22 protein-coding genes and 1 other RNA gene are annotated in these 23,230 nt (G+C 67.3%); 12 read left to right on the top strand and 11 right to left on the bottom strand.

Annotation, left to right across the window (positions count from 1 at the left end; all coding sequences use genetic code 11):
• Positions 1-9: 9 nt before the first annotated feature.
• Positions 10-1,413, bottom strand: a complete 1,404-nt coding sequence (locus AU194_RS21705; protein WP_059091332.1) for an acyl-CoA dehydrogenase family protein — start codon at positions 1,411-1,413, stop codon at positions 10-12.
• Between the two features lie 118 nt (positions 1,414-1,531).
• Between AU194_RS21705 and AU194_RS21700 the strand changes: the two genes are divergently transcribed.
• Positions 1,532-2,347: an SDR family oxidoreductase gene (locus AU194_RS21700; protein ID WP_197417703.1), complete on the top strand. Its 816-nt coding sequence runs from the start codon at positions 1,532-1,534 to the stop codon at positions 2,345-2,347.
• Here the strand turns inward: AU194_RS21700 and hisN are convergent.
• Entirely contained in the window at positions 2,344-3,141 is a 798-nt protein-coding gene (hisN, locus tag AU194_RS21695; RefSeq protein ID WP_059091330.1) for a histidinol-phosphatase, read from the bottom strand. The two genes, AU194_RS21700 and hisN, sit on opposite strands and share 4 nt — an antisense overlap.
• 24 nt (positions 3,142-3,165) lie before the next feature.
• Between hisN and AU194_RS21690 the strand changes: the two genes are divergently transcribed.
• Positions 3,166-3,525: a hypothetical protein gene (locus AU194_RS21690; protein WP_059091345.1), complete on the top strand. Its 360-nt coding sequence runs from the start codon at positions 3,166-3,168 to the stop codon at positions 3,523-3,525.
• Positions 3,526-3,533: 8 nt separating this feature from the next.
• Here AU194_RS21690 and AU194_RS21685 read toward each other — a convergent pair whose 3' ends face one another.
• Entirely contained in the window at positions 3,534-4,910 is a 1,377-nt protein-coding gene (locus AU194_RS21685; RefSeq protein ID WP_059091329.1) for an FAD-dependent oxidoreductase, read from the bottom strand.
• A gap of 168 nt (positions 4,911-5,078) precedes the next feature.
• Between AU194_RS21685 and prfB the strand changes: the two genes are divergently transcribed.
• The 10 genes from prfB (at position 5,079) to AU194_RS21640 (ending at position 14,835) form a co-directional block, all read left to right on the top strand.
• Complete coding sequence (gene prfB, locus AU194_RS21680) at positions 5,079-6,194, top strand: peptide chain release factor 2 (RefSeq protein ID WP_059091328.1); 1,116 nt, start codon at positions 5,079-5,081, stop codon at positions 6,192-6,194.
• Complete coding sequence (locus AU194_RS21675; protein ID WP_059091327.1) at positions 6,184-7,146, top strand: mechanosensitive ion channel family protein; 963 nt, start codon at positions 6,184-6,186, stop codon at positions 7,144-7,146. Before prfB ends, AU194_RS21675 begins: the two co-directional genes overlap by 11 nt.
• Positions 7,143-7,631 (top strand): hypothetical protein, encoded by a 489-nt coding sequence (locus AU194_RS21670; RefSeq protein ID WP_059091326.1) that lies wholly within the window; start codon positions 7,143-7,145, stop codon positions 7,629-7,631. The genes AU194_RS21675 and AU194_RS21670 overlap by 4 nt, the downstream gene beginning before the upstream one ends.
• A 40-nt stretch (positions 7,632-7,671) precedes the next feature.
• Complete coding sequence (gene ftsE, locus AU194_RS21665; protein ID WP_059091344.1) at positions 7,672-8,361, top strand: cell division ATP-binding protein FtsE; 690 nt, start codon at positions 7,672-7,674, stop codon at positions 8,359-8,361.
• Complete coding sequence (ftsX, locus tag AU194_RS21660; RefSeq protein ID WP_059091325.1) at positions 8,362-9,255, top strand: permease-like cell division protein FtsX; 894 nt, start codon at positions 8,362-8,364, stop codon at positions 9,253-9,255.
• A 3-nt stretch (positions 9,256-9,258) separates the two neighbouring features.
• Positions 9,259-9,774, top strand: a complete 516-nt coding sequence (smpB, locus tag AU194_RS21655; protein ID WP_059091324.1) for an SsrA-binding protein SmpB — start codon at positions 9,259-9,261, stop codon at positions 9,772-9,774.
• Positions 9,775-9,815: 41 nt separating this feature from the next.
• The gene (locus AU194_RS21650; protein ID WP_231743528.1) at positions 9,816-10,649 is read left to right on the top strand and encodes an EamA family transporter; all 834 of its coding nucleotides are present in this window, start codon (positions 9,816-9,818) and stop codon (positions 10,647-10,649) included.
• Between the two features lie 109 nt (positions 10,650-10,758).
• Positions 10,759-13,044, top strand: a complete 2,286-nt coding sequence (locus AU194_RS21645; RefSeq protein WP_059091323.1) for a bifunctional diguanylate cyclase/phosphodiesterase — start codon at positions 10,759-10,761, stop codon at positions 13,042-13,044.
• 79 nt (positions 13,045-13,123) lie between these two features.
• Positions 13,124-13,491, top strand: a transfer-messenger RNA (tmRNA) gene (gene ssrA / locus AU194_RS31370).
• A 231-nt stretch (positions 13,492-13,722) separates the two neighbouring features.
• Positions 13,723-14,835 carry an ADP-ribosylglycohydrolase family protein gene (locus AU194_RS21640; RefSeq protein ID WP_059091322.1) on the top strand — a complete coding sequence of 371 codons (1,113 nt, stop codon included), beginning with the start codon at positions 13,723-13,725 and terminating at the stop codon, positions 14,833-14,835.
• Between the two features lie 284 nt (positions 14,836-15,119).
• Here the strand turns inward: AU194_RS21640 and AU194_RS21635 are convergent, their stop codons facing one another.
• Genes AU194_RS21635 through chvE form a run of 8 tightly spaced genes read right to left on the bottom strand, consistent with a single transcriptional unit; the run spans position 15,120 to position 23,062 of the window.
• Positions 15,120-15,878 carry an acyl-[acyl-carrier-protein] thioesterase gene (locus AU194_RS21635; protein WP_059091321.1) on the bottom strand — a complete coding sequence of 253 codons (759 nt, stop codon included), beginning with the start codon at positions 15,876-15,878 and terminating at the stop codon, positions 15,120-15,122.
• A 30-nt stretch (positions 15,879-15,908) separates the two neighbouring features.
• Complete coding sequence (locus tag AU194_RS21630) at positions 15,909-16,841, bottom strand: aldose 1-epimerase family protein (RefSeq protein ID WP_059091342.1); 933 nt, start codon at positions 16,839-16,841, stop codon at positions 15,909-15,911.
• A 5-nt stretch (positions 16,842-16,846) separates the two neighbouring features.
• Complete coding sequence (locus tag AU194_RS21625; RefSeq protein ID WP_059091320.1) at positions 16,847-17,944, bottom strand: galactokinase; 1,098 nt, start codon at positions 17,942-17,944, stop codon at positions 16,847-16,849.
• Positions 17,941-19,041: a galactose-1-phosphate uridylyltransferase gene (galT, locus tag AU194_RS21620; RefSeq protein WP_231743525.1), complete on the bottom strand. Its 1,101-nt coding sequence runs from the start codon at positions 19,039-19,041 to the stop codon at positions 17,941-17,943. The genes AU194_RS21625 and galT overlap by 4 nt, the downstream gene beginning before the upstream one ends.
• Complete coding sequence (locus tag AU194_RS31945) at positions 19,038-19,190, bottom strand: hypothetical protein (RefSeq protein WP_157576366.1); 153 nt, start codon at positions 19,188-19,190, stop codon at positions 19,038-19,040. Before AU194_RS31945 ends, galT begins: the two co-directional genes overlap by 4 nt.
• A gap of 1 nt (position 19,191) precedes the next feature.
• Positions 19,192-20,424 carry a multiple monosaccharide ABC transporter permease gene (gene mmsB / locus AU194_RS21615; protein WP_059091319.1) on the bottom strand — a complete coding sequence of 411 codons (1,233 nt, stop codon included), beginning with the start codon at positions 20,422-20,424 and terminating at the stop codon, positions 19,192-19,194.
• Positions 20,421-21,962, bottom strand: a complete 1,542-nt coding sequence (gene mmsA / locus AU194_RS21610; protein WP_059091318.1) for a multiple monosaccharide ABC transporter ATP-binding protein — start codon at positions 21,960-21,962, stop codon at positions 20,421-20,423. Before mmsA ends, mmsB begins: the two co-directional genes overlap by 4 nt.
• Positions 21,962-23,062, bottom strand: a complete 1,101-nt coding sequence (gene chvE / locus AU194_RS21605; RefSeq protein ID WP_059091317.1) for a multiple monosaccharide ABC transporter substrate-binding protein — start codon at positions 23,060-23,062, stop codon at positions 21,962-21,964. Before chvE ends, mmsA begins: the two co-directional genes overlap by 1 nt.
• Between the last annotated feature and the right edge of the window lie 168 nt (positions 23,063-23,230).

Here is a 23,230-nt window from a genome sequence, read left to right as displayed (position 1 = left end):
CTAGAGGACCTAGAGGACCACGACGCCTTCGGCGACACCGATCACGCGCAGATCGCGGTACCAGCGTTCGACGGGGTGTTCCTTCGTGTAGCCGTGGCCGCCGAGCAGTTGCACACCGTCGAGGCCGATCTGCATGCCCTTGTCCGTGCCGAACCGCTTGGCCAGCGCGGCTTCCCGGGAGAACGACAGACCCTGTTCGGCGCGGGACGCGCCGCGCCAGGTGATCAGGCGCAGTCCGTCTAGTTCGATGGCGATGTTGGCGCACATGAACGCGACCGCCTGGCGGTGGGCGATCGGTTCGCCGAACGCCTGGCGCTCCTTGACGTAGGGCACCACGTAGTCGAGCACCGCGTGCGAGGTGCCGACGGCCAGCGCCGCCCAGCCCAGCCGCGACAGCGCGATCGCCTCGCGGTAATCGTCATCGGTGGCCCCGTCCTCGCCGAGCCGGTTCCCCAGCGGCACCGCCACGTTGTTCAACTCCACCCGGCCCAGTGCGGCCGCCCGCACGCCCATGCTGGGGTCCGGGGTCACGGTGAGTCCCTCGGAGGCCGACTCGACGATGAACAGCGCCGGCTTACCGTCCAGCTGGGCGGCGATGACGAACAGTTCGGCGTCGGCGGCCGCGGGCACCAGCGATTTCACGCCGGTCAGCCGGTAGCCGCCCGGGGTCCGCACCGCAGTGGTCTTGAGCGCGGTCGGATCGAACAGCGGGCGGGGTTCGGCAATCGCGACGCAGGCCTGCGGGACGCTCTCACCGGCGAACTCGCGCAGGTAGGTGGCCTGCTGGTCGGCGCTGCCCCAGTGGGTCAGCGCGGAGGCGACCCCGCCGGGGGCGAGGATCGGCAGAGCCAGACCCATGTCGCCGTACGCGAGCGCCTCGGCGACCAGCGCGTTGGTGATCGTCGAACGATGTTCGGCGATGCCGTCGAAATCCTCGGGGATGTTGACCGCGGTGATGCCTAGTTCGGCGGCCTTGGCGATCAGATCCTTCGGATATTCGGCCGCGGCATCGGCGTCGTGGGCGGCCGGGCGCAGCACCTCTTCGGCGAACTCCTTGACCGTCTCGACGATCATCTTCTGGTCGTCGTCGGGGGTCAGGTCGAAGTAGTCCGACCCCTTCGGAGCGGCGGCCAGGCGGGTGGGCTTCTTGCCGAGGCCCTGGATGCGCTTGAACTGCCGGGTGGAGGCGCCCGCCGCCGAGAACACCTGCTTCACGCCGTATTTCAGGCCGCGATTGAGCGGGTCGCGCAGGTTGTAGCGGTCGAGGAACTCCTGCCCCACCAACGGCGTGATCAGCGCCAGCCCGATGTCGGTGGGGGTGCGCTTGTGGCGCTGCAGGCCGACTGCGCTCTCACGGCCGGTGCGCTTGGGACGTGCGGAGGTGCCGTTCTTGGACGGCAGGGTGTTGGTCATTCCAGCTGCCTCACTTGGTCGGGGCGTTCGCCTATGACCGTATCTTACTCCGGAGTAAGGTTCAGGGGGCCTGTTAGGTAGTTCACATCGGATGGGGGGTCGCGGCAGAATGCTGCGGATGGACCGCCCGCAGACCGCGATCGATCGCCTTTCCGGCGGATGGGCGCTCGTGAGCGGGGCCGCACGTGCTGAGGGGCTCGGCTTCGCATTCGCGCGCGGCCTGGCCGCCGCCGGCCTGAACCTGGTGCTGACCGATGTGCTCGATACGGAGTTGGCGGCGCGGGCCGACGAGTTGACGGCCCGGTTCGGCGTCGAAGTCCGTACCGCCGTCTGCGATCTCGGGACGCCGGCGCCGTACCCGGCGCTGGAGGACGCGGTGGCCGGGATCGAGATCGAACTGCTGGTGTGCAACCACATGTACACCCCCACCGACACGCCGCCGATCCTCGATATGCCGCTCGACGTGCACAGTCGCATGATCGACATCAACGCCCGCGGATACACGAACCTGATCCACCGCTTCGGCACGGACATGCGCAGCCGCCGTCGAGGGGCGATCATCGTCGTCGCCTCCGGGGCCGGTCTGACCTCGGCGCCGTACACGGCCGCCTACTCGGCGAACAAGGCGTTCCAGATCGCGATGGGTGAGGCGCTCTGGTACGAGCTGCGTGGCACCGGCGTCGATGTCCTCGTGATGATCGGCGGCTTGATGAACACCCAGGGTGACGCGCTGGACGGGTACCCGCGCTATCTGATCGCGGAACCCGATGATGTTGTCCGCGAGGTCATTTCGGCGGTCGGCCGCAAGCACCTCGTCATCCCCGGGTGGACGAATCGGTTGTTCCTGCTCGCGCAGACCCGGTTGATGTCGCGGCGCAGGACGGTCTCGGTGATCGGCCGGTTCATGGCCAAGGGCCTCGGGAAGACGGGCTAGCCAGACAGGCGGTGCAACACCGCGTCGTGCAGCAGGCCGTTGGATGCGACGACGCTGCCGCCGTGCGGGCCCGCGTCGCCGGCGAGGCTGGTGAACCGGCCACCCGACTCGCGCACCAGGATGTCGAGTGCCGCGAGATCCCACAGTGACACCTCGGGTTCGGCGGCGATGTCCACCGCGCCCTCGGCCAGCAGACAGTAGGAGAAGAAGTCGCCGAAGCCGCGGACGCGCCAGACAGCGTCGGTGAGGTCGATGAAGCGATCGCGCAGACCGCGTGCGGCCCATCCGGACAGGCTCGAGAACGACAGGCTGGCCGAATCCAGGTCGGCGACCTTCGACACCGCCAACGGGCGCGGCGACTCGCCGGTGACCGCGACGAACGCGCCGGCACCCTCGGCGGCCCACCAGCGGCGGTGCAGCGCGGGCGCGCTGACCACGCCCACCACCGGCACCCCGTCGACGAGCAGTGCGATCAGCGTCGCCCACACCGGGACGCCCCGCACGAAGTTCTTCGTCCCGTCGATCGGGTCGATCACCCACTGCCTGCCGCTGAAACTCGTTGTGCCGCCGAACTCTTCGCCGAGCACGGCATCGTCGCCGCGCTCCTCGGCGAGCGCGCGCCGTAGATCGGTCTCCACCGAACGGTCGGCGTCGGTGACCGGCGTCAGATCCGGTTTCGTCTCGACGCTCAGATCCAGCGCGCGGAATCGATCGACGGTGACGGCGTCCGCGTGGTCGGCGAGCCGCAGCGCCAACGCCAGGTCGTCGGCCAGGCTGGAAGATCCGGTGCTCATGCTGCAAGTCCTACCATGGCCCTCGTGTGGGAATTCGCCGTGCTCTTGTTGTTGATCGGTGCGATCGCGCTGATCGTCGTGCCCCGCCTGAGGCGCGGTCGGATGCCGGGTGGTGAGCTGCTGTCGGGCACGCTGCTGGTGACCGGGGTCAGCCCCCGCCCGGAGGGTGCGACGGGGGAGCAGTTCGTCACCATCTCCGGGGTGATCAACGGCCCGACCGTCAACGAGCACGTCGTCTACCAGCAGATGGCCGTCGACGTGAACAACTGGCCGTCGATGGGCGCACTGTTCCCGGTCGTGTACTCGCCGAAGAACCCGGACAACTGGCGGTTCGCCCCGCCGGAGCCGGCCGACGGTCCACTGCCACCGCCGCCGGGGCAGTGAACCGGGCCTCAGCTGTGTCCGATGCGGAGTAGTTCGGCCACGCTGGTGATCTTGACGCGGGGCCGGCCCGCGGACTGACCGGCCGAGCGTTCGTATTCGTCGATCACCTTCCAGTGGTCGTCGGTGACGAGTTTCGGTTGGCGCGACAGCAGCCACTCGACCAGCGTCTCGGAGTGGTCGTCGCGGACGTCGGCGAGCGTCGCGCCCTCGAGGTCGGCGATGACCGTGTCGACCGTCGCCTGCGAATCCTTCTTGTTGCTGCCGATCACACCGGAGGGTCCCCGTTTGATCCAGCCGACCACGTACTCGTTACGCCTGCCGTCGATGCGGCCGTCGGTGTGCGGGATCGTCCCGGTGCGCTCATCGAACGGCAGACCCGGCGTGGCCACCCCGCGGTACCCCACCGCGCGGACCACCAACTGGGCGGGCAGTTCCTCGCGTTCGCCGGTGTCCTTGGCGACCACCCGCCCGTTGTCGTCGACCAGTTCGTTGCGGCCCAACACGATCGACTCGACGTGGTCGCGGCCCTTGATCTCGATCGGCGACGTGCGGAACCGGAACACGATCCGGCGGGGCGCGCCGCGCGGGGGCCGCTCGGCGTAGCCGCGCAACACCTTGACGTTCTGCTTGACGGTCTTGCCCGCGGCTTCCAGTTCCTCGTCGGTGATGTCGGCGAAGTCGGCCGGGTCGACGATCACGTCCACATTCCCGAGGCCTTCGAGATCACCGAGCTCGCGCAGTTCGAGCGTGGTGAACGTGGCCTGCAGCGGACCCCGCCGCCCGATAACCACCACCTCCTCGACCCCGCGCCGGTGCAGCGACTCCAACGCGTGATCGGCGATGTCGGTGGTGGCCAACGCCTCCGGATCGGTGACCAGGATGCGCGCCACGTCGAGTGCGACGTTGCCGTTGCCGACCACGATCGCGCGGCCCGTCGACAGGTCGGGGCCCATCTGCGCGAAATGCGGGTGGGCGTTGTACCAGCCGACGAAGTCGACGGCCGCGACGCTGCCCGGCAGATCCTCACCGGGGATGTTCAGCGCACGGTCCGACTGGGCGCCGACCGCGTAGACCACCGCGTCGTAGCGTTCCGCCAGCTCCTCGGGCTGAACGTGCTCGCCCACGGCGATGTTGCCGAAGAACCGGAAGCGCGGATCGTTCGAGGTCTTGTCGAACTGCGCGCTGATCGACTTGATCTTCGGGTGGTCGGGTGCGACGCCGGAGCGCACGAGACCCCACGGCGTGGGCAGCATCTCGAGCATGTCGACGCGCACATCGCGGGCCGCGTCGCCGCTGTCGGCGTACTTCAGGAGGGACGAGGCGGCGAAGTAGCCGGACGGGCCGGAACCGACGATCGCCACGTGATAGGGGCGTTGCTGGGGCATATGAGGGTGCCTTCTGTCGCTGCCCGGCCGCAGGCAATGGGCTGTCGCCGTGCGGCCGCACTGGTTACGCAACCGACTCTAAACGCGGCGCGTCCGCGGGGCAGGCAAGTCGCGATGAACGCGCCGGGCCCGCGACCGCCGCAGCACCGGCCGGTACCCTGAATTCCCGTGGATCCTGACCGTCAAGCCGACATCGCCGCCCTCGACGCCACCCTGACGACGGTGGAGCGGGTGCTCGACGTCGAGGGTTTGCGGGACCGAATCAAGAAGCTCGAGCAGGAGGCCTCGGACCCGAACCTCTGGGACGACCAGAGCCGGGCGCAGAAGGTGACCAGCGAGCTGTCGCACGCCCAGGGCGAGCTGCGGCGCGTCGAGGAGCTGCGGCAACGCGTCGACGATCTGCCGGTGCTCTACGAGTTGGCCGCCGAAGAAGAGGGGCAGGACGCCCAGAACGCCACAGCCGAAGCCGACGCGGAACTGGCCAAGCTGCGGGTCGACATCGAGGCTATGGAAGTCCGCACGCTGCTGTCCGGTGAGTACGACGAGCGCGAGGCCGTCGTCACCATCCGCTCCGGCGCGGGCGGTGTGGACGCCGCGGACTGGGCCGAGATGCTCATGCGGATGTACATCCGGTGGGCCGAACAGCACAAGTACCCGGTCGAGGTCTTCGACACCTCCTACGCCGAAGAGGCCGGCATCAAGAGCGCGACGTTCGCGGTGCACGCGCCCTACGCCTACGGCACCCTGTCGGTCGAACAGGGCACCCACCGGCTTGTGCGGATCAGCCCGTTCGACAACCAGGGCCGGCGGCAGACGTCGTTCGCCGATGTCGAGGTGCTGCCCGTCACCGAGACCACCGACCACATCGAGATCCCCGAAACCGACCTGCGCGTGGACGTGTACCGCTCCAGCGGTCCTGGCGGTCAGTCGGTGAACACCACCGACTCGGCGGTCCGCCTGACCCACCTGCCCACCGGCATCGTGGTCACCTGCCAGAACGAGAAATCGCAGCTGCAGAACAAGGTCGCCGCGATGCGCGTGCTGCAGGCCAAGCTGCTGGAACGCAAACGCCAGGAGGAACGCGCCGAGCTCGACGCGCTCAAGGGCGACGGCGGCAGCTCGTGGGGCAACCAGATGCGCTCCTACGTGCTGCACCCCTATCAGATGGTCAAGGACCTGCGGACCGAATACGAGGTCGGCAACCCGGGCGCAGTGCTCGACGGGGACATCGACGGGTTCCTCGAGGCGGGGATCCGCTGGCGGAACCGGCGCGATGACGACTGACCGATCGCTGGCGATCGGATTCTCCGAGGGCTGGCGGGACTTCTGGCACGGCGAGGTCGGAATCTGGCTGATGACCAGGGGCCTGCCGATCGCCCTGCTGATCATCGGGTCGCTGCTGGCCGCTCGGTTCATCAGTTGGGTGGCGCGCCGGGTGACCCGGCGGATCGACGCGGAGTACCAGGAGAGCGATCAGCTCGTGCGCTCCGAGAGCGCCAAGCACCGCCAGGCGGTGGCCTCAGTCATCTCCTGGGTGTCGATTGCGGTGCTGTTCGTCGTCGTCGGCATGCAGATCACCGCGATCCTCAACATCCCCGTCGGCTCGCTCGTCGCGCCCGCGGCCGTGCTCGGCGCGGCGCTGGGTTTCGGCGCGCAGAAACTCGTCCAGGACCTGCTCTCGGGGTTCTTCATCATCACCGAACGGCAGTACGGCTTCGGTGACCTCGTGCAGCTCAACATGATCGGCGCCTCGGACGCGGCCGAGGGCACCGTCGAAGAAGTCACGCTGCGGGTGACGAAACTGCGCACCGGCGAGGGGGAGGTGTTCACGGTCCCCAACGGCAACATCGTGCGGTCGCTGAACATGTCCAAGGACTGGGCCCGGGCGGTGGTGGACATCCCGGTGCCCACGACGGCCGACCTCAACGCCGTCAACGACCTGCTGCACAGCGTCGGCGAGGACGCGATGGGAGATCCGAAGCTCAGCGCGCTGCTGCTCGACACACCGCAGCTCATGGGCGTCGAGAGCATCGAGGTCGACACCGTCAACCTGCGCATGGTGGCCCGCACGCTGCCCGGTAAGCAGTTCGAGGTCGGAAGGCGCCTGCGCATCCGCATCATCGCGGCGCTCAACCGCGCGGGTATCGCCACGAAAGAGCACACCCCGACGGTCGACACGATCGCCGGTCACGGGGAGTCCCCGCAGCAGCAAGGGCGCTCGGAGGCTCGACAGTGATCCTGCGGAGGCTGCTGCGGCACATGCAGGGCCAGGAACGGGCGTGGCCGCGCTACATGCCGGGCGGGCGGGTCCGCACGTCGACGCTGGGGCTCATCGTGGCGTTCATCGCCCTGTTCTGGCTGTACCAGGTCTACGAACCCCCGGTGCAGGCGACCGCGCCGAACCCGGCTCAGCAGGTCGTGCCGCCGGGGTTCGTGCCCGACCCGGACTACACCTGGGTGCCGCGCACGCAGGTCCAGGAGCCGCCGACGACCCGCCGCACCTGGACCACGACGACCACCACGACCACCCCGACCACGACGACCACGAGCCCGTCGGAGACCACGACGAGCACGCCGACGTCGGAGACCCCCGCGCCGCCGACGACCACGGTGGTCGACCCCGACGGTCCCGGTTTGCTGCCGCCGCGGACCGTCACCCAGACCCCGTCGCCGGTCCCTGGACCGTTCGAGGTCCCCGGATTGCCGGTGCCGCTGCCGTAACCGGTGCAGGGGTGGCGCACCGCTACACTGGCGTGCCGTGATGATCACCCTCGACCACGTGACGAAGCAGTACAAGTCTTCGGCGCGACCCGCGCTGGACAACGTGTCACTCCAGATCGACAAGGGTGAGTTCGTGTTCCTCATCGGGCCGTCCGGGTCGGGCAAATCGACGTTCATGAGGCTGCTGCTCGCCGAGGAGACCCCCACCTCCGGGGACATCCGGGTCTCGAAGTTCCACGTCAACAAGTTGTCCGGCCGCCACATCCCGAGCCTGCGGCAGGTACTCGGCTGCGTCTTCCAGGACTTCCGGCTGCTGCAGCAGAAGACGGTGTTCGAGAACGTCGCCTTCGCGCTCGAGGTCATCGGCAAGCGGTCCGAGGTGATCAACCGGGTGGTGCCCGAGGTGCTGGAGATGGTCGGGTTGTCCGGGAAGGCCAACCGCCTGCCCGCCGAGCTGTCCGGCGGCGAGCAGCAGCGCGTCGCCATCGCCCGCGCGTTCGTCAACCGGCCGCTGGTGCTGCTGGCCGACGAGCCGACCGGCAACCTGGACCCGGAGACGAGCAAGGACATCATGGATCTGCTGGAGCGCATCAACCGCACGGGTACGACCGTGCTGATGGCTACGCATGACCATCACATCGTCGACTCGATGCGCCAGCGCGTGCTCGAACTCGAGCTGGGCCGCCTGGTCCGCGACGAGCAGCGCGGCGTCTACGGAATGGATCGCTAAGTGCGCTTTGGTTTCCTGATCAATGAGGTTCTGACCGGGCTTCGTCGCAACGTCACGATGACGGTCGCGATGATCCTGACGACCGCGATCTCCATCGGCCTGTTCGGCGGTGGGCTGCTGGTCGTGCGGTTGGCCGACAACTCCCGCGACATCTACCTCGATCGCGTGGAGAGCCAGGTCTTCCTGACCCCCGAGGTGTCGGCGAGCGATCCGACCTGCGACGCCGACCCCTGCAAGGCGCTGCGGACCCAGCTCGAGAACCGCACCGACGTGCAGTCGGTGGTGTTCCTCAACCGCGACGACGCGTACAACGACGCGATCCGGAAGTTCCCGCAGTACAAGGACGTCGCGGGCAAGGATGCGTTCCCGGCGTCGTTCGTGGTCAAGCTCGTCGACCCCGAACAGCACGAGGAGTTCGACAAGGCGATGGTCGGCCAGCCCGGGGTCCAGGGGGTGCAAAACCAGAAGGACCTCGTCGACCGGCTGTTCGCGGTGCTCGACGGGTTGAGCAACGCCGCGTTCGCGGTCGCCCTGGTGCAGGCCGTCGGCGCCGTGCTGCTGATCGCGAACATGGTGCAGGTGGCGGCCTACACCCGGCGAACCGAGGTCGGCATCATGCGTCTGGTCGGCGCCAGCCGCTGGTACACGCAGTTGCCGTTCCTGTTGGAGGCGATGCTCGCCGCCCTGCTGGGGGTGGTGATCGCGATCGGCGGCCTGGCCGTGGTGCGCGCGGCGTTCCTGGACAACGCGCTCAACCAGTTCTATCAAGCCAATCTGATCGCGCGGATCGACTTCGCGGACATCCTGTACATCTCGCCGATCCTGCTGTTGGTGGGTGTGGCGATGGCCGGCGTGACCGCTTATGTGACGCTGCGCCTGTACGTGCGAAGGTAGGGCGTGGCAGCTAACAAGGGTGGGAAGGGCGGAAAGGCCGGCGGGGCCAAGGACCGCAACAACCAGGTGGTCGCCACCAACCGCCGCGCCCGGCACAACTACACGATCCTCGACACCTACGAGACGGGTATCGCGTTGATGGGCACCGAGGTCAAGAGCCTGCGCGACGGTACGGCGTCGCTGGCCGACGCGTTCGCCACCGTCGACGACGGCGAGATCTGGCTGCGCAACCTGCACATCCCCGAATATCACCACGGCACCTGGACCAATCACGCGCCGCGGCGCAACCGCAAGCTGCTGCTGCACCGGCGCGAGATCGACAACCTCATCGGCAAGATCCGCGACGGCAACCTGACCCTGGTGCCGCTGTCGCTGTACTTCACCGACGGCAAGGTCAAGGTGGAACTGGCACTCGCCCGCGGTAAACAGGCCCACGACAAGCGCCAGGACCTGGCCCGACGCGACGCCGAGCGCGAGGTCATCCGCGAGCTCGGACGCCGGGCCAAGGGCATGACCTGATCGGGATTCTGTTCGCGCTGGCGTCTGCGACCTGTTACGGGATCAGTGACTTCGTCGGGGGGATCGCCTCGCGCCGGGTTGCCGCGCTGCGGGTCGTGCTCGTCTCCTACCCGCTCGCGATGGTGCTGCTCGGAGTGCTGGCCGCGATCGTCGGGGGAGACGTCTCGCCGGGCGCAATCGTCTGGGGTGCGCTGTCGGGGATCTCGCAGGGTCTAGGGGTGTGGTGGTTCTACGCCGCGCTGGGCGCCGGTCCGATCTCGGTGGTGTCGCCGCTGACCGCGGTGCTCGTGGCGGCCCTGCCGGTCGGTGTCGGGCTGGCGCTGGGGGAGCGGCCGGGGGTGATCGCCGCCGTGGGTACCGGGGTGGCGCTGGTGGCGGTGGTGCTGGTCAGTCGTGAGGCCGCCGACGAGCCGCTTGCGCGAGGAGATTCCAATACCGACAAGGACGACCACACCCACCGGTTCACCAAGACGGTCGGGTGGCTGACCGTCGGGTCCGGCATCGGATTCGGGTTGAACATCGTGCTGATCGGTCAGGCGCCGCACGAGGCCGGGCTGTGGCCGCTGGTGTTCGCGCGGGTGGCGGCGACGGTCCTGGTGTTCGCGATCGCGGCGGTCAGCAGCGAGATGCGCATTCCGACGGGGGTACCGCTGAAGCTGGCGGTGCTGGCCGGAGTGCTGGACACCGGCGCGAACGTGGCGATGCTGCTCGCCCTGCAGTCGTCGCTGCTGTCGCTGTCGGGGGTGTTGATGGCGCTCTATCCGGCGGCGACGGTGCTGTTGGCGATCGTCGTGCTGCGGGAGCGGGTCACGCGGTGGCAGGCGATGGGCATGGTGCTCGCGCTCGGGGCGGTCGCGATGATCGCCGCCGGTTAGCCGGTTTGCCCGCGGTCACGCTTTCGCCGGGTACTCAACACCGTTTGCGTAGGGAACGACGGTCATTTCGTGCCATCATGGGGTGGTTGCCAGGAGTTGCGGGGGGTCTGTGTCGGTCAAGAACGCACAACGGCGCCTCGCGATCTTCGTTCTCGTCGCCGCGCTGGCGTGGCTCAACGCTTTTGCGCTGTACGGCGACGACGTGGCGCGAGGTGTCGCGGTCGCGATGCAGGCGCCCATCGGAATAACCGCACTGGTCGCCGCGGTCGTGGTCGCGCGCCGGAACACCGGCGTGTCGCGGTGGTGGCGGGTACTGGTCGCCGGGGCGATGCTGAGCTGGCTGGTCGGTGAGGTCGTGTGGTTCCTCAGCGGTGCGGGAAGCCGCGGCGACCCCGCCCCGACGATCGCCGTCGTGGCGTACTTCATGCCGCCGGTGCTGTCGTTGGCGGCGATGATCGTCCTCGCCCGCGGGGGCGGCGGCCTGCGCGGGCGCGGCGGGTCGCTGCGGCACTCGCGGGCCGTCGCGATCCTCGACGGCGCCGTGGCGGCTACCGCGTTCGCGATCCTGGCCTTCATCGCCGGCCTCGGCGCGATGACGGGTGCCGCGCTGCCGCGTTCCCAGAACGTCCACGTCGTGGTCGCCTACTCGCTGCTGGAGCTGGCCGTTGTGGTGGTCGCGGCGCTGATGGCGATGGCGTATCGGCGCGACCGGCCCGACCGGGTGAATTACCTGCTGCTGTCCGGCGGTGTACTCACGATCGCGGCCTCGGATCGATTCGTCGCCTATCTGCAAACCGTCGGGGTGGAATCGGGAGATCTGTGGGGTGGCGTCGGGTTCACGCTGGGCCCGCTGATCATCTTGTACGCGCTCCTGCAGACACGGCCGCTGCCTGCCAGCGGGCGCGGGCAGGAGGCGATGGACTGGCTGCAGACGTTCCTGCCCTACATCGGGTTCCTCTTCATCATCGGCCTGCTGTCGTTCCATCTCCTCATCGGCGAGCCCATGCCGGTGGCGGTGATCTTCGCCGCGGTGGCGATGATCGGGCTGGTCACCGCGCGGCAGGTGGTCGCCATGCGTGCACAGCGGCTGCTGACCCGGCAGCTGTTCGAGGCGCAGGCGCGGTTGGCCCATCAGGTCCATCACGACGCGCTGACGGGCCTGCCCAACCGGTTGCTGTTCGCCCGACGGCTCGACGAGGCCGTCGCCACCGGCCGCTTCGTGCTGATCTTCGTCGACATCGACGACTTCAAAGAGGTCAACGACAAATTCGGCCACGCCGCGGGCGACGAGTTGCTGTGTGCGGTGGGAGACCGGCTGCGCCAGTGCGTCGGCCCGTCGGACACCCTGGCCCGCATCGGCGGTGACGAGTTCGCGATCCTGGTGCAGGGCGAGGAGGCGCCGGAGGTGGTGGCCGACAAGCTACGCGTGGCGCTGCGCGATCCGTTCGCGATCCACGGATCCACGCTCAAGGTGCGGGCGAGCATGGGGCTGGTCCGTCCGTCGGCGGACGACCCCGCGCCGACCTCCGACGATCTACTGCGTAAAGCCGACATCTCGATGTATGCGGGCAAGCGCCTCGGCAAGGACACCGCGGTGGTTTACCGCGCGTCAGCGGAGGCGTTGGTCGACTTCCCCAGTGCATTGCGAGAGGCCGACGGCGACGCCCCGCCCGGGTTCTGCCTCGCCTACCAGCCGGTCGTGCGGTTGCCCGATGCGGCTCCGGTCGCGGTCGAGGCGCTCGCGAGGTGGTCGGCGCCGAACGGGATGCAGATCCCGCCCGAGACGTTCGTCGCGGTGGCCGAGGGTGCCGGGCTCGGCGCGGCGCTCGACACTCTGGTGCTCAACCTCGCCTGCAAGGAGGTGCAGGAGGCGGGGCTGGACCTGATCCTGCATGTCAACATCGGCGCCGCCCGGCTGGGCAACCGCGCGTTCGAAGAAGAGGTGAAGGCGACGCTGGATCGGCACGGGCTGGAACCGGACCGGCTGGTTCTCGAGATCACCGAGACCGTCCCGATCGTCGACCTGCCCAGGGGAGCCGCCGCCATCAAGCGGCTGCGCGCGATGGGCGTCAAGGTCGCGCTCGACGACTTCGGCACTGGTTTCAACTCACTGAGCTACCTGCATGCGCTGCCGGTCGACGTCGTCAAACTCGACCGCAGCCTGGCGGCCGAACAGCAGCCGGAACGCGATCTGGCGCTGTACCGGTCGGTGATCGGACTGTGCGACGCGCTGGGACTGCACGTGATCGCGGAGGGCATCGAATACGCCGAGCAGGCAGACACGGTCCTCGCCGCCGGGTGCCGGCTGGCGCAGGGGCATCTGTTCGGGCGGGCGATGCCGCTCGAGGACGTCTGCGAGCTGGTGGCGGAGAGCCGCGCGAACGCCGTCATCTGATCGGGAACAAATGGGGTGGAGCGAGGCGTTGAGTCTCGCGTACCATTGATCTTCCTGTCGAAAGTCGGCAGGGATGCTAGGGGCTGAACGGTTTCGACTTCGAGCATCGAATCAAGGGAAGCGTGCCGGTGCAGGCAAGAGACCACCGTAAGCGTCGTTGCAACCAATTAAGCGCCGATACCAATCAGCGCGACTACGCTCTCGCTGCCTAAGCGAAGCTAGTCCGTCAGACCGGGAGCGCCCTCGGCCCGGACCCTGGCGTCGTCTAGAGGGAACCACCTTCAGGTTCGGTCGCGGGACCTGAAGGGACATCAAACAGCGACTGGGATCGTCATCCTGACTTGTTCGCGTGATCAGGAGATCCGAGTAGAGGCATAGCGAACTGCGCACGGAGAAGCCTCGAGGATATGCCGTAGGACCCGGGTTCGATTCCCGGCAGCTCCACAATTAAATCTGCAGTACGAGCAGGTCAGGATGAGTTTCGTCCTGGCCTGTTTTCTTTGCAGCACGTTTTGAGCACCGTCGCAGACACGGCCCTTCATCTGTCGGCCGTGTTCTTCGAGATCGTGCGGGTACAGGTCTCCGTATTGATCGAGAGTCATCGTTCGCCGATTAATACCCAACTGAGCATGCACCGTCTTGACGTGGGCTCGGCTTCGGCGGCTGTAACGTGCGGGGATGCGACCCAAGCTTCGTGACCGTTTCCGCGGCTGTCTGCTCGGCGGCGCGGTCGGGGACGCGTTGGGAGCGCCGGTCGAGTTCGAAACCCGCGACCGGATTCTGGCGCGTTTCGGTCCGCAAGGAATCTCCGGGTATTCCGCCGCATACGGCGGTATAGGAACGATCACGGACGACACGCAGATGACGTTGTTTACCGCCGAAGGCTTGCTGAGGTCCTGGGTTCGCGGGTGCATTAAAGGTTTGACCACTCATACCGGTGTGACGGCGAACGCGTACTTGCGTTGGCTTCGTACCCAAGGCGAAGTTACCGTGCACAAGGTTGGAATTGGTGAGCCCTTCGAAGACGACGCATCGGCGGGCTGGCTGTACCGACAGCGCCAGCTCCACAGCCGGCGGGCGCCAGGGAACACGTGCGTGTCAGCGCTCCGACAGATGCGCGGCCTGGGTCAGCCCGCCGATAACAACAGCAAAGGATGCGGCGGTGTCACGCGGACGGCACCCGTGGGGCTTTTCGTCTTGCGGTTACCGAACAGGTCGCTGCGCGAAGCGTTCGGCATGGGCGTCGACCTTGCGGCGCTGACTCATGGAAACCCCACGGGGACGTTGTCAGCCGGATTCCTTGCCGGGCTCGTTTACCTATTGGCTCAAGGGGTGTTGTTGAGCGACGCACTGCCCGCGGCGAAATGGGTCCTCCACGAAGTCGACGGCCATCGAGAAACGTTGAGTGCAGTTGAGGCCGCAGAGGCTGCAGCCGGCCGGGGTGACAATCGGTCAAACGCCATCGCGTCGTTAGGGCAGGGTTGGGTAGCGGACGAGGCGCTGGCCATCGGCCTTTACTGCGCGCTAACCGCCAAATCGTTCGCCGACGGGGTGGTCGCAGCCGTCAACCACGGGGGCGATTCAGACTCCACGGGCTCGATAGCGGGGAACCTGCTTGGTGCGATACACGGGGCTTCCGCCATCGGCGACGAGTGGCTGACACCACTGGAACTCAGTGACGTCATCACAGAAATCGCGGACGACCTATACGAGTTTCCGCGGTGGCACCTCTCCGAGTATGACCCCAACGAGGAGACCGAGCGGATCTGGCGCAAGTATCCGGGGTTCTGAAGATCGTGGGTGGAAATAGACCAATGGGCGCTTCGAAGTCGTCGAGGATGAGTCCACGGGCTTGTGCGAGTTCCGTCAGGGGCGACGGCTAATTTGCTTGGCTTGCCCTTCAGCGCGACGGCTACGTGCTGAACATCGCACGTAGCCACAACGCAGTTTGCGGAGGTGCATGACGCAACTGTCCATGGATGGGGTGGTCAAGCGGGTGGTTGCCCGAATCCCCCGTAGGCGCGGACTGACGTCTCACAAACTCGGTTGATTGTTACGTCACTTCGGCGAAGTCGTCAGAGCTTCCGCAGCAGCGCTGCGGCGCGGACCTCGTCACCCACCGTGATCGCGATGTTCACCTCATCCTCACCGCGCACCCATCGCAGCGTGACGTCCTCGCCGTACTTGATCGGCCGGCGGTACTCCACGACGGCGCGGTAGGGCGGCCGGCACACCTCGGGCGCCTCGGCCATCACCTCATGGATGGCATGCCAGTAGGCGGTGTTGGTGACGTGTTCGAACAGGTCGATGTCGGTGCGGCGCAGCGCGAACGGCATGGTCGCGTCGGTCTCCGCCGGATCGCTCAGCCACGGCCGCCACCGGAGCCGATGCTCCTCGGTGGTGCTCGCGAACTTCTCGATCAGACTGTCGGACACCCGTTGCGGGGTGAGCGTCTTCTCGTTGATCGCGATCCAGAAGCCCTCGGTCTCGATTCGGCCGCCTTCACTGCCCACCAGGTCGACGCGCATCGTGCACCATCGGGTCGACAGCGCCGAGCACCAGCGACTGAACGACACCTCGTTGGGCCACTCGATCGGCTCGATGACGTCGATCACCGTGCGCTGCACCAGCCAGTGCGGATGCTCCTCGGCCTCGCCTGCATCCATCAGGTTCTCGGCACCGACCTCCTGGATGTAGCGGGCCACCCCGTCGAGCCGCAGCTGCAGTTGGTCGCCGATGTCGCCGGTCGAGACCGGCCAGTCGGTTCGGTAGACGTAGCCCGCCGAGGGCTGCGGGGCCAGGCGCCGGTGGACGTCATCGCTCGGCACTGGCATGCGCCGAAGCATACGACGGCCCCAGGGTCGTCAGCGGGGGCTGCCCCGGTAGCGGATCGCCCAGGAGGCGCGGAACGCCGCGCCCGGCCGCAACCAGCGCAGCCCGACCCCGTTGTTGAGTGCGTTCGCCGGGGCGGTCATCGGTTCGATCGCGACCGCGGTCGCCGCGCGGCCGCCGACGGGGAACTCGCGGGTGATGAACACGTGCACGAACCCGAATTGATGGTCGGCCTCCAGGGCGACGGTGCGTCCGTCGGGCGCTCGCAGGGTGTGGCGGCTTCCGCCACCGGGTTCACGCCGGACACTCCACGAATCGTCGAGGTCGAGGTCCGTGACCACGCGTCCGGAACGAAGATCCCACCGGCTGCCGTGCACCGGTGCCTCGCCCACCGGTATCCGCCGATGGTCGAGGTTCACATGGCGCGTGCCGTCGACGACGAGCGTCAACGTCTCGACCGGCACGTCGCCGATCGTCAAGAACGGGTGCGCGCCGAGCGCCACCGGCGCGCTCGCCGATCCCGCGTTGCGGATGGTGTGTGTCGTCATCAGCCCGTCGGTGACCAATCGATACGTGACTTCGGTGTCGAGGCGGAACGGGTAACCGTCCTTCGGAGTGATCGCAGCGGCGAGTGTGACGGCCGAGGCCGACCGAGCGATCGGGCGATGGGCAGCGTCATGCACTAACCCGTGCAACGCGGTGTTGTGGACGGGATCGTTGACCCCCAACTGAAGGGTCTGCCCGCCGTGGGCCCACCGGCCGTCACGCACCCGGTTGGGCCACGGCACCAGGACCTTGCCGCAGAAGAACGGCGCCTCCGAGTCGTCCTCGAGGTCGGGCGTGAGCGCGACCCCGCCGATCGAGAGATGGCGAAGGGCGGCGCCCACCTCGCCGATCACCGCGCGCACCCGGCGCCCGCCTGCACCCAGCGCCAGCTCATGCTGTGTCGCCGGGCGGGTTCGCATGCCGGTCAAGCGGCACCCGGGCCGGCATGGGTGCGCACGACGGTCGGCTCCTGGTGGCCGGCGCACCACACCGCTCGACGCAACGCATCGGCGACCGTCTCGACCGCGGTGGACTCGACCAGCGCGATGACGCAACCGCCGAACCCGCCACCGGTCATCCGCGCTCCCAACGCGCCCGCGCGTACCGCGGTCTCGGCGATCAGATCGATGTGCTCGGTGGTGATCCCGAAATCGTCGCGCATCGACACATGTGAGGCATTCAGCAGCCAACCCACCTCATCGAAGTTCTCATTCCGCAGGGCTGCAACGGTTTCCAGTACGCGCTGGTTTTCGGTGATGATGTGTCGTGCGCGGCGGGCGTCCTCGGCGTCGGGTACCGCATCCAGTACCGCGACCCCGCCGTCCTGTACGTCTCGCAGGCTCGCGACACCCAGTCCGGCGGCCACCCGCTCGCACGATGCGCGCCTGGCAGCGTATTCGCCGCCGGCGTGCCGGTGAGTGGCGTGCGAGTCGATGAGCAGCAGTGCGAGATCGTGCGCATCGGGATCGAAAGGCACCGAGGATACGGTGAGATCGCGGAAGTCGATCAGCTGCGCGTGCCGCGGTTCGGCGAAGAGGATCGCCATCTGGTCGAGCAGACCCGTTGGTGCGCCGACGTATTCGTTTTCGGCCCGGCGCGCGATCCGCGCCTGTTCGAGCCGTTCGACGGATCGGCCTGCAGCGGTGAGCAGTGCGCCGAGCGTCGCGCACTCCAACGCCGCCGACGACGCGAGGCCCGAACCGGTCGCGACACCGCCGCGGATCCACATCTCGCCGCCGGCGACGGGGTACCCGGCGAGCCGAAGCGCCCAGACCACGCCCGCCACGTAGGCCGCCCAGCCGGTCACCGCGCCCGGCGTCGTGTCGATCGGGAACCGCACCGGTGCGTTCTCGCGGTCGCTGCACACGACCAGGGAGTCGGAATCGGACGGCTGGAACTCGACGACCGTGCGTTCGGGTAGTGCGATCGGCAGCGCGAAACCCGCGTTGTAGTCGGTGTGTTCGCCGATGAGGTTGATCCGTCCGGGTGCGGCGTACCGGACCGGACGGCCGGAAGGTGTCACCGTGACAGCTCCCGCAGCATCCGCGCGAGGGACTCCGGATCGACGTCGTTGATGAAAGCGTCCATGACGGACTCGGAACTGGCCAGGTACTTGAGCTTGGTGGCGCTTCGCCGCGTCGAGATCACCTGGGCGTGGAAATACCCTTCGCGCTGACTGGTCGTGTACTGATGCAGCGCCGACATGTAGGGCAGTGGTCCGGTGTACATGCGGTCCAGCCGCCCCAGGACGGCCTGGTAGATGTCGGTGAACTCGTCGAGTTCGGCGTCGTCGAGTTCGGTCAGGTTGTGCACGAAGCGGTTCGGGTAGATGTGCACTTCGACCGGCCAGCGCGCCGCGAACGGCACGAAGGCGGTGAAGGCGTCGGTGCGCGCGACGATCCGCGACCCGTCGGCCACCTCGTCGCGCAGGATGTCGGCGAACAGGTTGGTGCCGTGAGATGCACGGTGGGCGTCGGCCTCTCGTAGCATCGTCGTCGTCCGCGGCGTCACGTACGGATATCCGTAGATCTGGCCGTGCGGGTGGGTGAGCGTCACGCCGATCTCTTCGCCGCGGTTCTCGAAGCAGAACACCTGCTCGATCCCGGCCCGGCTCAACAGGTCTGCGGTGCGCTGGCGCCACGCCTCGACGACGAGGCGGGCGTGCGCACGGTCGAGACCGGCGAACGATCCGGTGTGGTCGCTGGAGAAGCAGACCACCTCGCAGCGGCCGTGGCTGTGCGCGGAAGCGAACTCCTCGCTCGACGGGTCCGGCAACCGGAACGGGGACCCGTCGGCGCCGGACAGGCTCGCGAAGCGGTTCTCGAAGACGGCCACGTCGTAGTCGGGGGCGGGGATCTCACTGGTCAGTCCGGACGGACCCGGGCACAGCGGGCACTGGTCGGGGGGCGGCTTGTAGGTCCGTTCCTGCCGCAGCGCGGCGATGATCACCCACTGGCCCGTCGTGCGGTCGTAGCGCAGTTCCGATCTGTCCGCTTGGCGGGGGAGCGGGCGCCGGTCGGGCACGGGGGTGCACTCGTGTCCCGGCAGCGTGAAGAACAGCAGATCACGGCCGTCGGCGAGCTGCCAATGTGTCGGGATGGCGGCGGTGGTGGGAATCACCGTGTGCGCGGCGCTTCCCCGGTCGCGAGGATCGGCCGATGCTGCTGGACGAGTTGCTCTCTCGTCATCCCGAACTGTGCCAGAGGCCAGGCACCGGGGTAGGTGACGATGTCACGGGTGAAGCGATCGGCGATGCCACCGTCGGGCATGTCAGGACCCGCCCTTCTTCTTGTTGTAGACATCGAAGCCGACCGCGGCCAGTAGCACCAGACCCTTGATGAGTTGTTGTACGTCGCTGCCGATCCCGATCAGCGACATCCCGTTGTTCAGGACGCCGAGGACGAAGCCTCCGATGATCGCGCCGAACACCGTGCCGACACCGCCGTTGGCTGATGCGCCGCCGATGAACGCCGCGGCGATGGCCTCCAGTTCCATGCCGATTCCCGCTTGTGGTGTCGCGGAATTGAGTCGGGCCGCGAACAGGAGACCGGCCAGCGCCGAGAGCAGACCCATGTTGACGAAGACCAGGAAGGTGACGCGTTTGGTCTTCACCCCGGACAGGCGCGCCGCGGCGACGTTGCCTCCGACGGCGTACACCTGGCGGCCGACGACCGTGGAGCGCATGACGAAGGCGTAGATCACGAACGCGACCGCAAGGATGATGCCGACGACGGGCACCCCGCGGTAGCTCGCGAGCAGAAGGGTGAACGAGGCGAGCGCGGCGACGATCGCAGCGCACTTGGCGAGGAACCACCCCGCAGGCATCACGCGGAAGCCGTACTGCGTCTGCGTCCTTCGTTGCCGGACCTGCTGCCAGACGGCGGCGATCATCACCAGCGCGCCGAGGATGACGGTGGGCCAGTGATAGAGGCTGCTACCGCCGATCTCCGGCAGGAAGCCGCTGCTGACCTGTCCGAAACCTCGCGGGAACGGGGCGATCGACTGACCCTCCAACAGGTACTGGGTGGCACCTCGGAACACGAGCATGCCGGCCAGGGTGACGATGAAGGACGGGATCCCGACGTAGGCGATCCAGAAGCCCTGCCACGCACCGAAGATCGCCCCGAGCACCAGGCACACCACGACCGCGACCGGCCACGGCATGTCGTGGCGGATCATCAGGACGGCCGACATGGCGCCGATGAATCCGGCGATGGAACCGACGGACAGGTCGATGTGTCCGGAGATGATGACGATGACCATCCCGATCGCCAGGATGAGGATGTAGCCGTTCTGCTGCACGATGTTCGACACGTTGAGCGGCTTGAGCAGGATGCCACTGGTCCAGATCTGGAACAACGCCACGATCAGGACGAGGGCGACGACCATGCCGTACTGCCGGAAGTTGCCCCGCAGCGCGGACGTGAGCCGGTCCACGGGGGTTTCGGGCGGCGGGGGTGCGGGCGCACTCGACGTCGTGGTCGCCGTCGGAGTGGTGGTCATGCGGATCGTCCCTTCATCATGTAACGCATCAACGTCTCCTGATTCGCGTCCGCGCGCGCCACCTCGCCGGTGAGACGACCCTCGTTCAGGGTGTAGATGCGGTCGCACAAGCCGATCAGCTCGGGGAGTTCGGAGGAGATCACGATCACCGCCTTACCCTGCGCGGCAAGGGAATTGATGGTCTGGTAGATTTCGTACTTGGCGCCGACGTCGATTCCGCGGGTGGGCTCGTCGAGGATCAGCACGTCGGGGTCGACGAAGATCCACTTGCTCAGGACGACTTTCTGCTGGTTGCCGCCGGATAGGTTGCCCGTCGTGGCCTTCACCGACGGGGCCTTGATCCGCATCTCCTTGCGGTAACGCTCGGCGACGACGGTCTCTTCGTGCTCGTTGATGACCGACATCCTGCTCACCTTCGGTAGCGAGGCGAGGGTGACGCTGCGGGTGATGTCGTCCATCAGGTTCAGTCCGTAGTGTTTACGGTCCTCGGTGGCGTAGGCGATGCGGTGGCTGATGGCCTCGGAGACCGTCCGCGTCCGGATCTCCCTGCCGTCCTTGAACACCTTGCCGCCGGCCTTCTTCCCGTAGCTGCGACCGAACACACTCATGGCCAGTTCGGTGCGGCCCGCGCCCATCAGCCCGGCCAGACCGACGACCTCTCCGCGGCGGACGTTGATCGAGACGCCGTCGACGACCTTGCGTTGTTGGTCCAGTGGGTGGAAGACCGTCCAGTCCTCGATCGCGAACGTGACGTCGCCGATGGTGTGCGCGGTGCGTTCGGGGAAGCGGTCCACCATGTCGCGCCCGACCATGCCGCGGATGATGTGTTCCTCGGTGAGGTCTGGCGTGACCGGGATCGTCTCGATGGTCCGGCCGTCCCGCAGGATCGTGATGGTGTCGGCGACCCGCATCACCTCGCCCAGCTTGTGCGAGATGATGATGCATGTCAGCCCCTGCTCGCGCAGTCCCATGATGAGATCGAGCAGGTGCCTGCTGTCGTGGTCGTTGAGCGCTGCCGTCGGTTCGTCGAGGATGAGCAGTTTCACCTGCTTCGACAGCGCCTTGGCGATCTCGACGAGTTGTTGTTTGCCCACCCCGATGTCGGCGATGCGGGTGCGGGGGCTCTCGCGCAGACCGACCCGGTCCAACAGCTCCTGGGCGTGGGTCATGGTGTGGTGCCAGCTGATCACCCCCGCCGAGGCGTGCTCGTTGCCGAGGAAGATGTTCTCGGCGATCGACAACACCGGCACCAGCGCGAGTTCCTGGTGGATGATCCCGATGCCGCGGCGCTCACTGGAGCGGATGTCCTTGAAGTGGCCCGGGCTTCCGTCGAAGACGAACTCTCCGTCGTAGCTGCCGTGCGGATAGATCCCGCTGAGCACCTTCATCAGCGTCGACTTGCCTGCGCCGTTCTCTCCGCAGATGGCGTGGATCTCGCCATGGTGCACGGTGAGGTCGACGTCGCGCAGGGCGGTGACAGTACCGAATCGCTTGGTGATGCCGCGCATCTCGAGCAGGGGCGTGCGACCGGCTGTCATCAGGTGAGCTGCGCTGACGTGTAGTAGCCCGAGTCGACCAGCGCCTTTTGGTAGTTGCTCTTGTCCACGCTGACCGGCTCGAGCAGGTACGCCGGTACGACCTTCACTCCGTTGTCATAGGTGGTGGTGTCGTTGACCTCGGGTGCGCCGCCGGTCAGCAGCGAATCCGCCATCTGCACAGCGGCTTTCGCCAGTTCACGGGTGTCCTTGAACACCGTTTCGGTCTGCTCGCCGGCGATGATCGACTTGACCGAGGCCAATTCGGCGTCCTGACCCGTCACGATGGGAAGCGGATTGGCGGGTGTGCCGTAGCCCGAACTCTTCAGCGCCGAGATGATCCCCAGCGACATGCCGTCGTAGGGGGACAGCACGGCATCCACCCGGCCGCTGGTGTAAGCCCGGCTCAGTAGGTTGTCCATGCGTGATTGCGCGAGCCCGCCGTCCCAGCGCAGGGTCGCCACCTGGTCGAACGAGGTCTGGCCGCTCTTGACAACCAGCTTGCCGCTGTCGATGTAGGGCTTCAGCACGCTCATCGCGCCGTCGAAGAAGAACGTGGCGTTGTTGTCGTCGGGCGATCCGGCGAACAGTTCGATGTTGAACGGTCCTGGGTTCTGCTCGACTCCGAGCTTGTCGACGATGTAGTCGGCCTGCAGGACGCCGACCTTGAAGTTGTCGAATGTCGCGTAGTAGTCGACGTTCTCGGAGCCGCGGATCAGCCGGTCGTAGCTCACGACGGGGATGTCGGCGTCGGCGGCCCGCTGCAGGATGTCGGTGAGCGACGAACCGTCGATCGGCGCGATGACGAGAACCTTGACGCCCTTGGTGATCATGTTCTCGATCTGCGACACCTGGTTCTGCACGACGTCGTCGCCGTACTGCAGGTCGGTGTCGTAGCCGAGGGACTGGAACTGCGCGGCCATGTTGTCACCGTCGGCCACCCAGCGCTCGGACGATTTGGTGGGCATCGAGATCCCCACGGTGCCAGTGCGTTCACCGCCGCTGCTGGTGTCCTCGGGAGCCGTCGAGCGGCCGCAGCCGGCGCTCGCGAGCGCGGCCACCACGGCGACGGCGCCCACGACTCGGACAAGGCTTTTGCGCATGAATCCTCCGATGTGGTTCGGCTACGCATCGCGGGCACGGGGGAGACGGCGGCGATGTGAGCGCTAACATCGATGATCTTGTGACTCGGCTCACTGGTTTGTCAAGGGTTGACGACGGTCGAAATTCGACGCGCGAGGGCCATTGACTTCGCAGAAATGTGAGCGTTA

Origin of the sequence: Mycobacterium sp. GA-2829 (assembly GCF_001499965.1) — a bacterium.
Lineage (GTDB): Bacteria > Actinomycetota > Actinomycetes > Mycobacteriales > Mycobacteriaceae > Mycobacterium.
The sequence above is the reverse complement of the archived record's forward strand: the minus strand, read 5'-3'. Positions and strand labels throughout refer to the sequence as shown.

What these genes read in the sequence shown, in the direction of transcription:
- AU194_RS21705 (WP_059091332.1), bottom strand. Translation starts at nt 1,413, where the DNA reads ATGACCAACACCCTGCCGTCCAAGAACGGCACCTCCGCACGTCCCAAG.
- AU194_RS21700 (WP_197417703.1), top strand. Translation starts at nt 1,532, where the DNA reads ATGGACCGCCCGCAGACCGCGATCGATCGCCTTTCCGGCGGATGGGCG.
- hisN (WP_059091330.1), bottom strand. Translation starts at nt 3,141, where the DNA reads ATGAGCACCGGATCTTCCAGCCTGGCCGACGACCTGGCGTTGGCGCTG.
- AU194_RS21685 (WP_059091329.1), bottom strand. Translation starts at nt 4,910, where the DNA reads ATGCCCCAGCAACGCCCCTATCACGTGGCGATCGTCGGTTCCGGCCCG.
- AU194_RS21675 (WP_059091327.1), top strand. Translation starts at nt 6,184, where the DNA reads ATGACGACTGACCGATCGCTGGCGATCGGATTCTCCGAGGGCTGGCGG.
- ftsE (WP_059091344.1), top strand. Translation starts at nt 7,672, where the DNA reads ATGATCACCCTCGACCACGTGACGAAGCAGTACAAGTCTTCGGCGCGA.
- AU194_RS21640 (WP_059091322.1), top strand. Translation starts at nt 13,723, where the DNA reads ATGCGACCCAAGCTTCGTGACCGTTTCCGCGGCTGTCTGCTCGGCGGC.
- AU194_RS21635 (WP_059091321.1), bottom strand. Translation starts at nt 15,878, where the DNA reads ATGCCAGTGCCGAGCGATGACGTCCACCGGCGCCTGGCCCCGCAGCCC.
- AU194_RS21630 (WP_059091342.1), bottom strand. Translation starts at nt 16,841, where the DNA reads ATGCGAACCCGCCCGGCGACACAGCATGAGCTGGCGCTGGGTGCAGGC.
- AU194_RS31945 (WP_157576366.1), bottom strand. Translation starts at nt 19,190, where the DNA reads ATGCCCGACGGTGGCATCGCCGATCGCTTCACCCGTGACATCGTCACC.
- mmsB (WP_059091319.1), bottom strand. Translation starts at nt 20,424, where the DNA reads ATGACCACCACTCCGACGGCGACCACGACGTCGAGTGCGCCCGCACCC.
- mmsA (WP_059091318.1), bottom strand. Translation starts at nt 21,962, where the DNA reads ATGACAGCCGGTCGCACGCCCCTGCTCGAGATGCGCGGCATCACCAAG.
- chvE (WP_059091317.1), bottom strand. Translation starts at nt 23,062, where the DNA reads ATGCGCAAAAGCCTTGTCCGAGTCGTGGGCGCCGTCGCCGTGGTGGCC.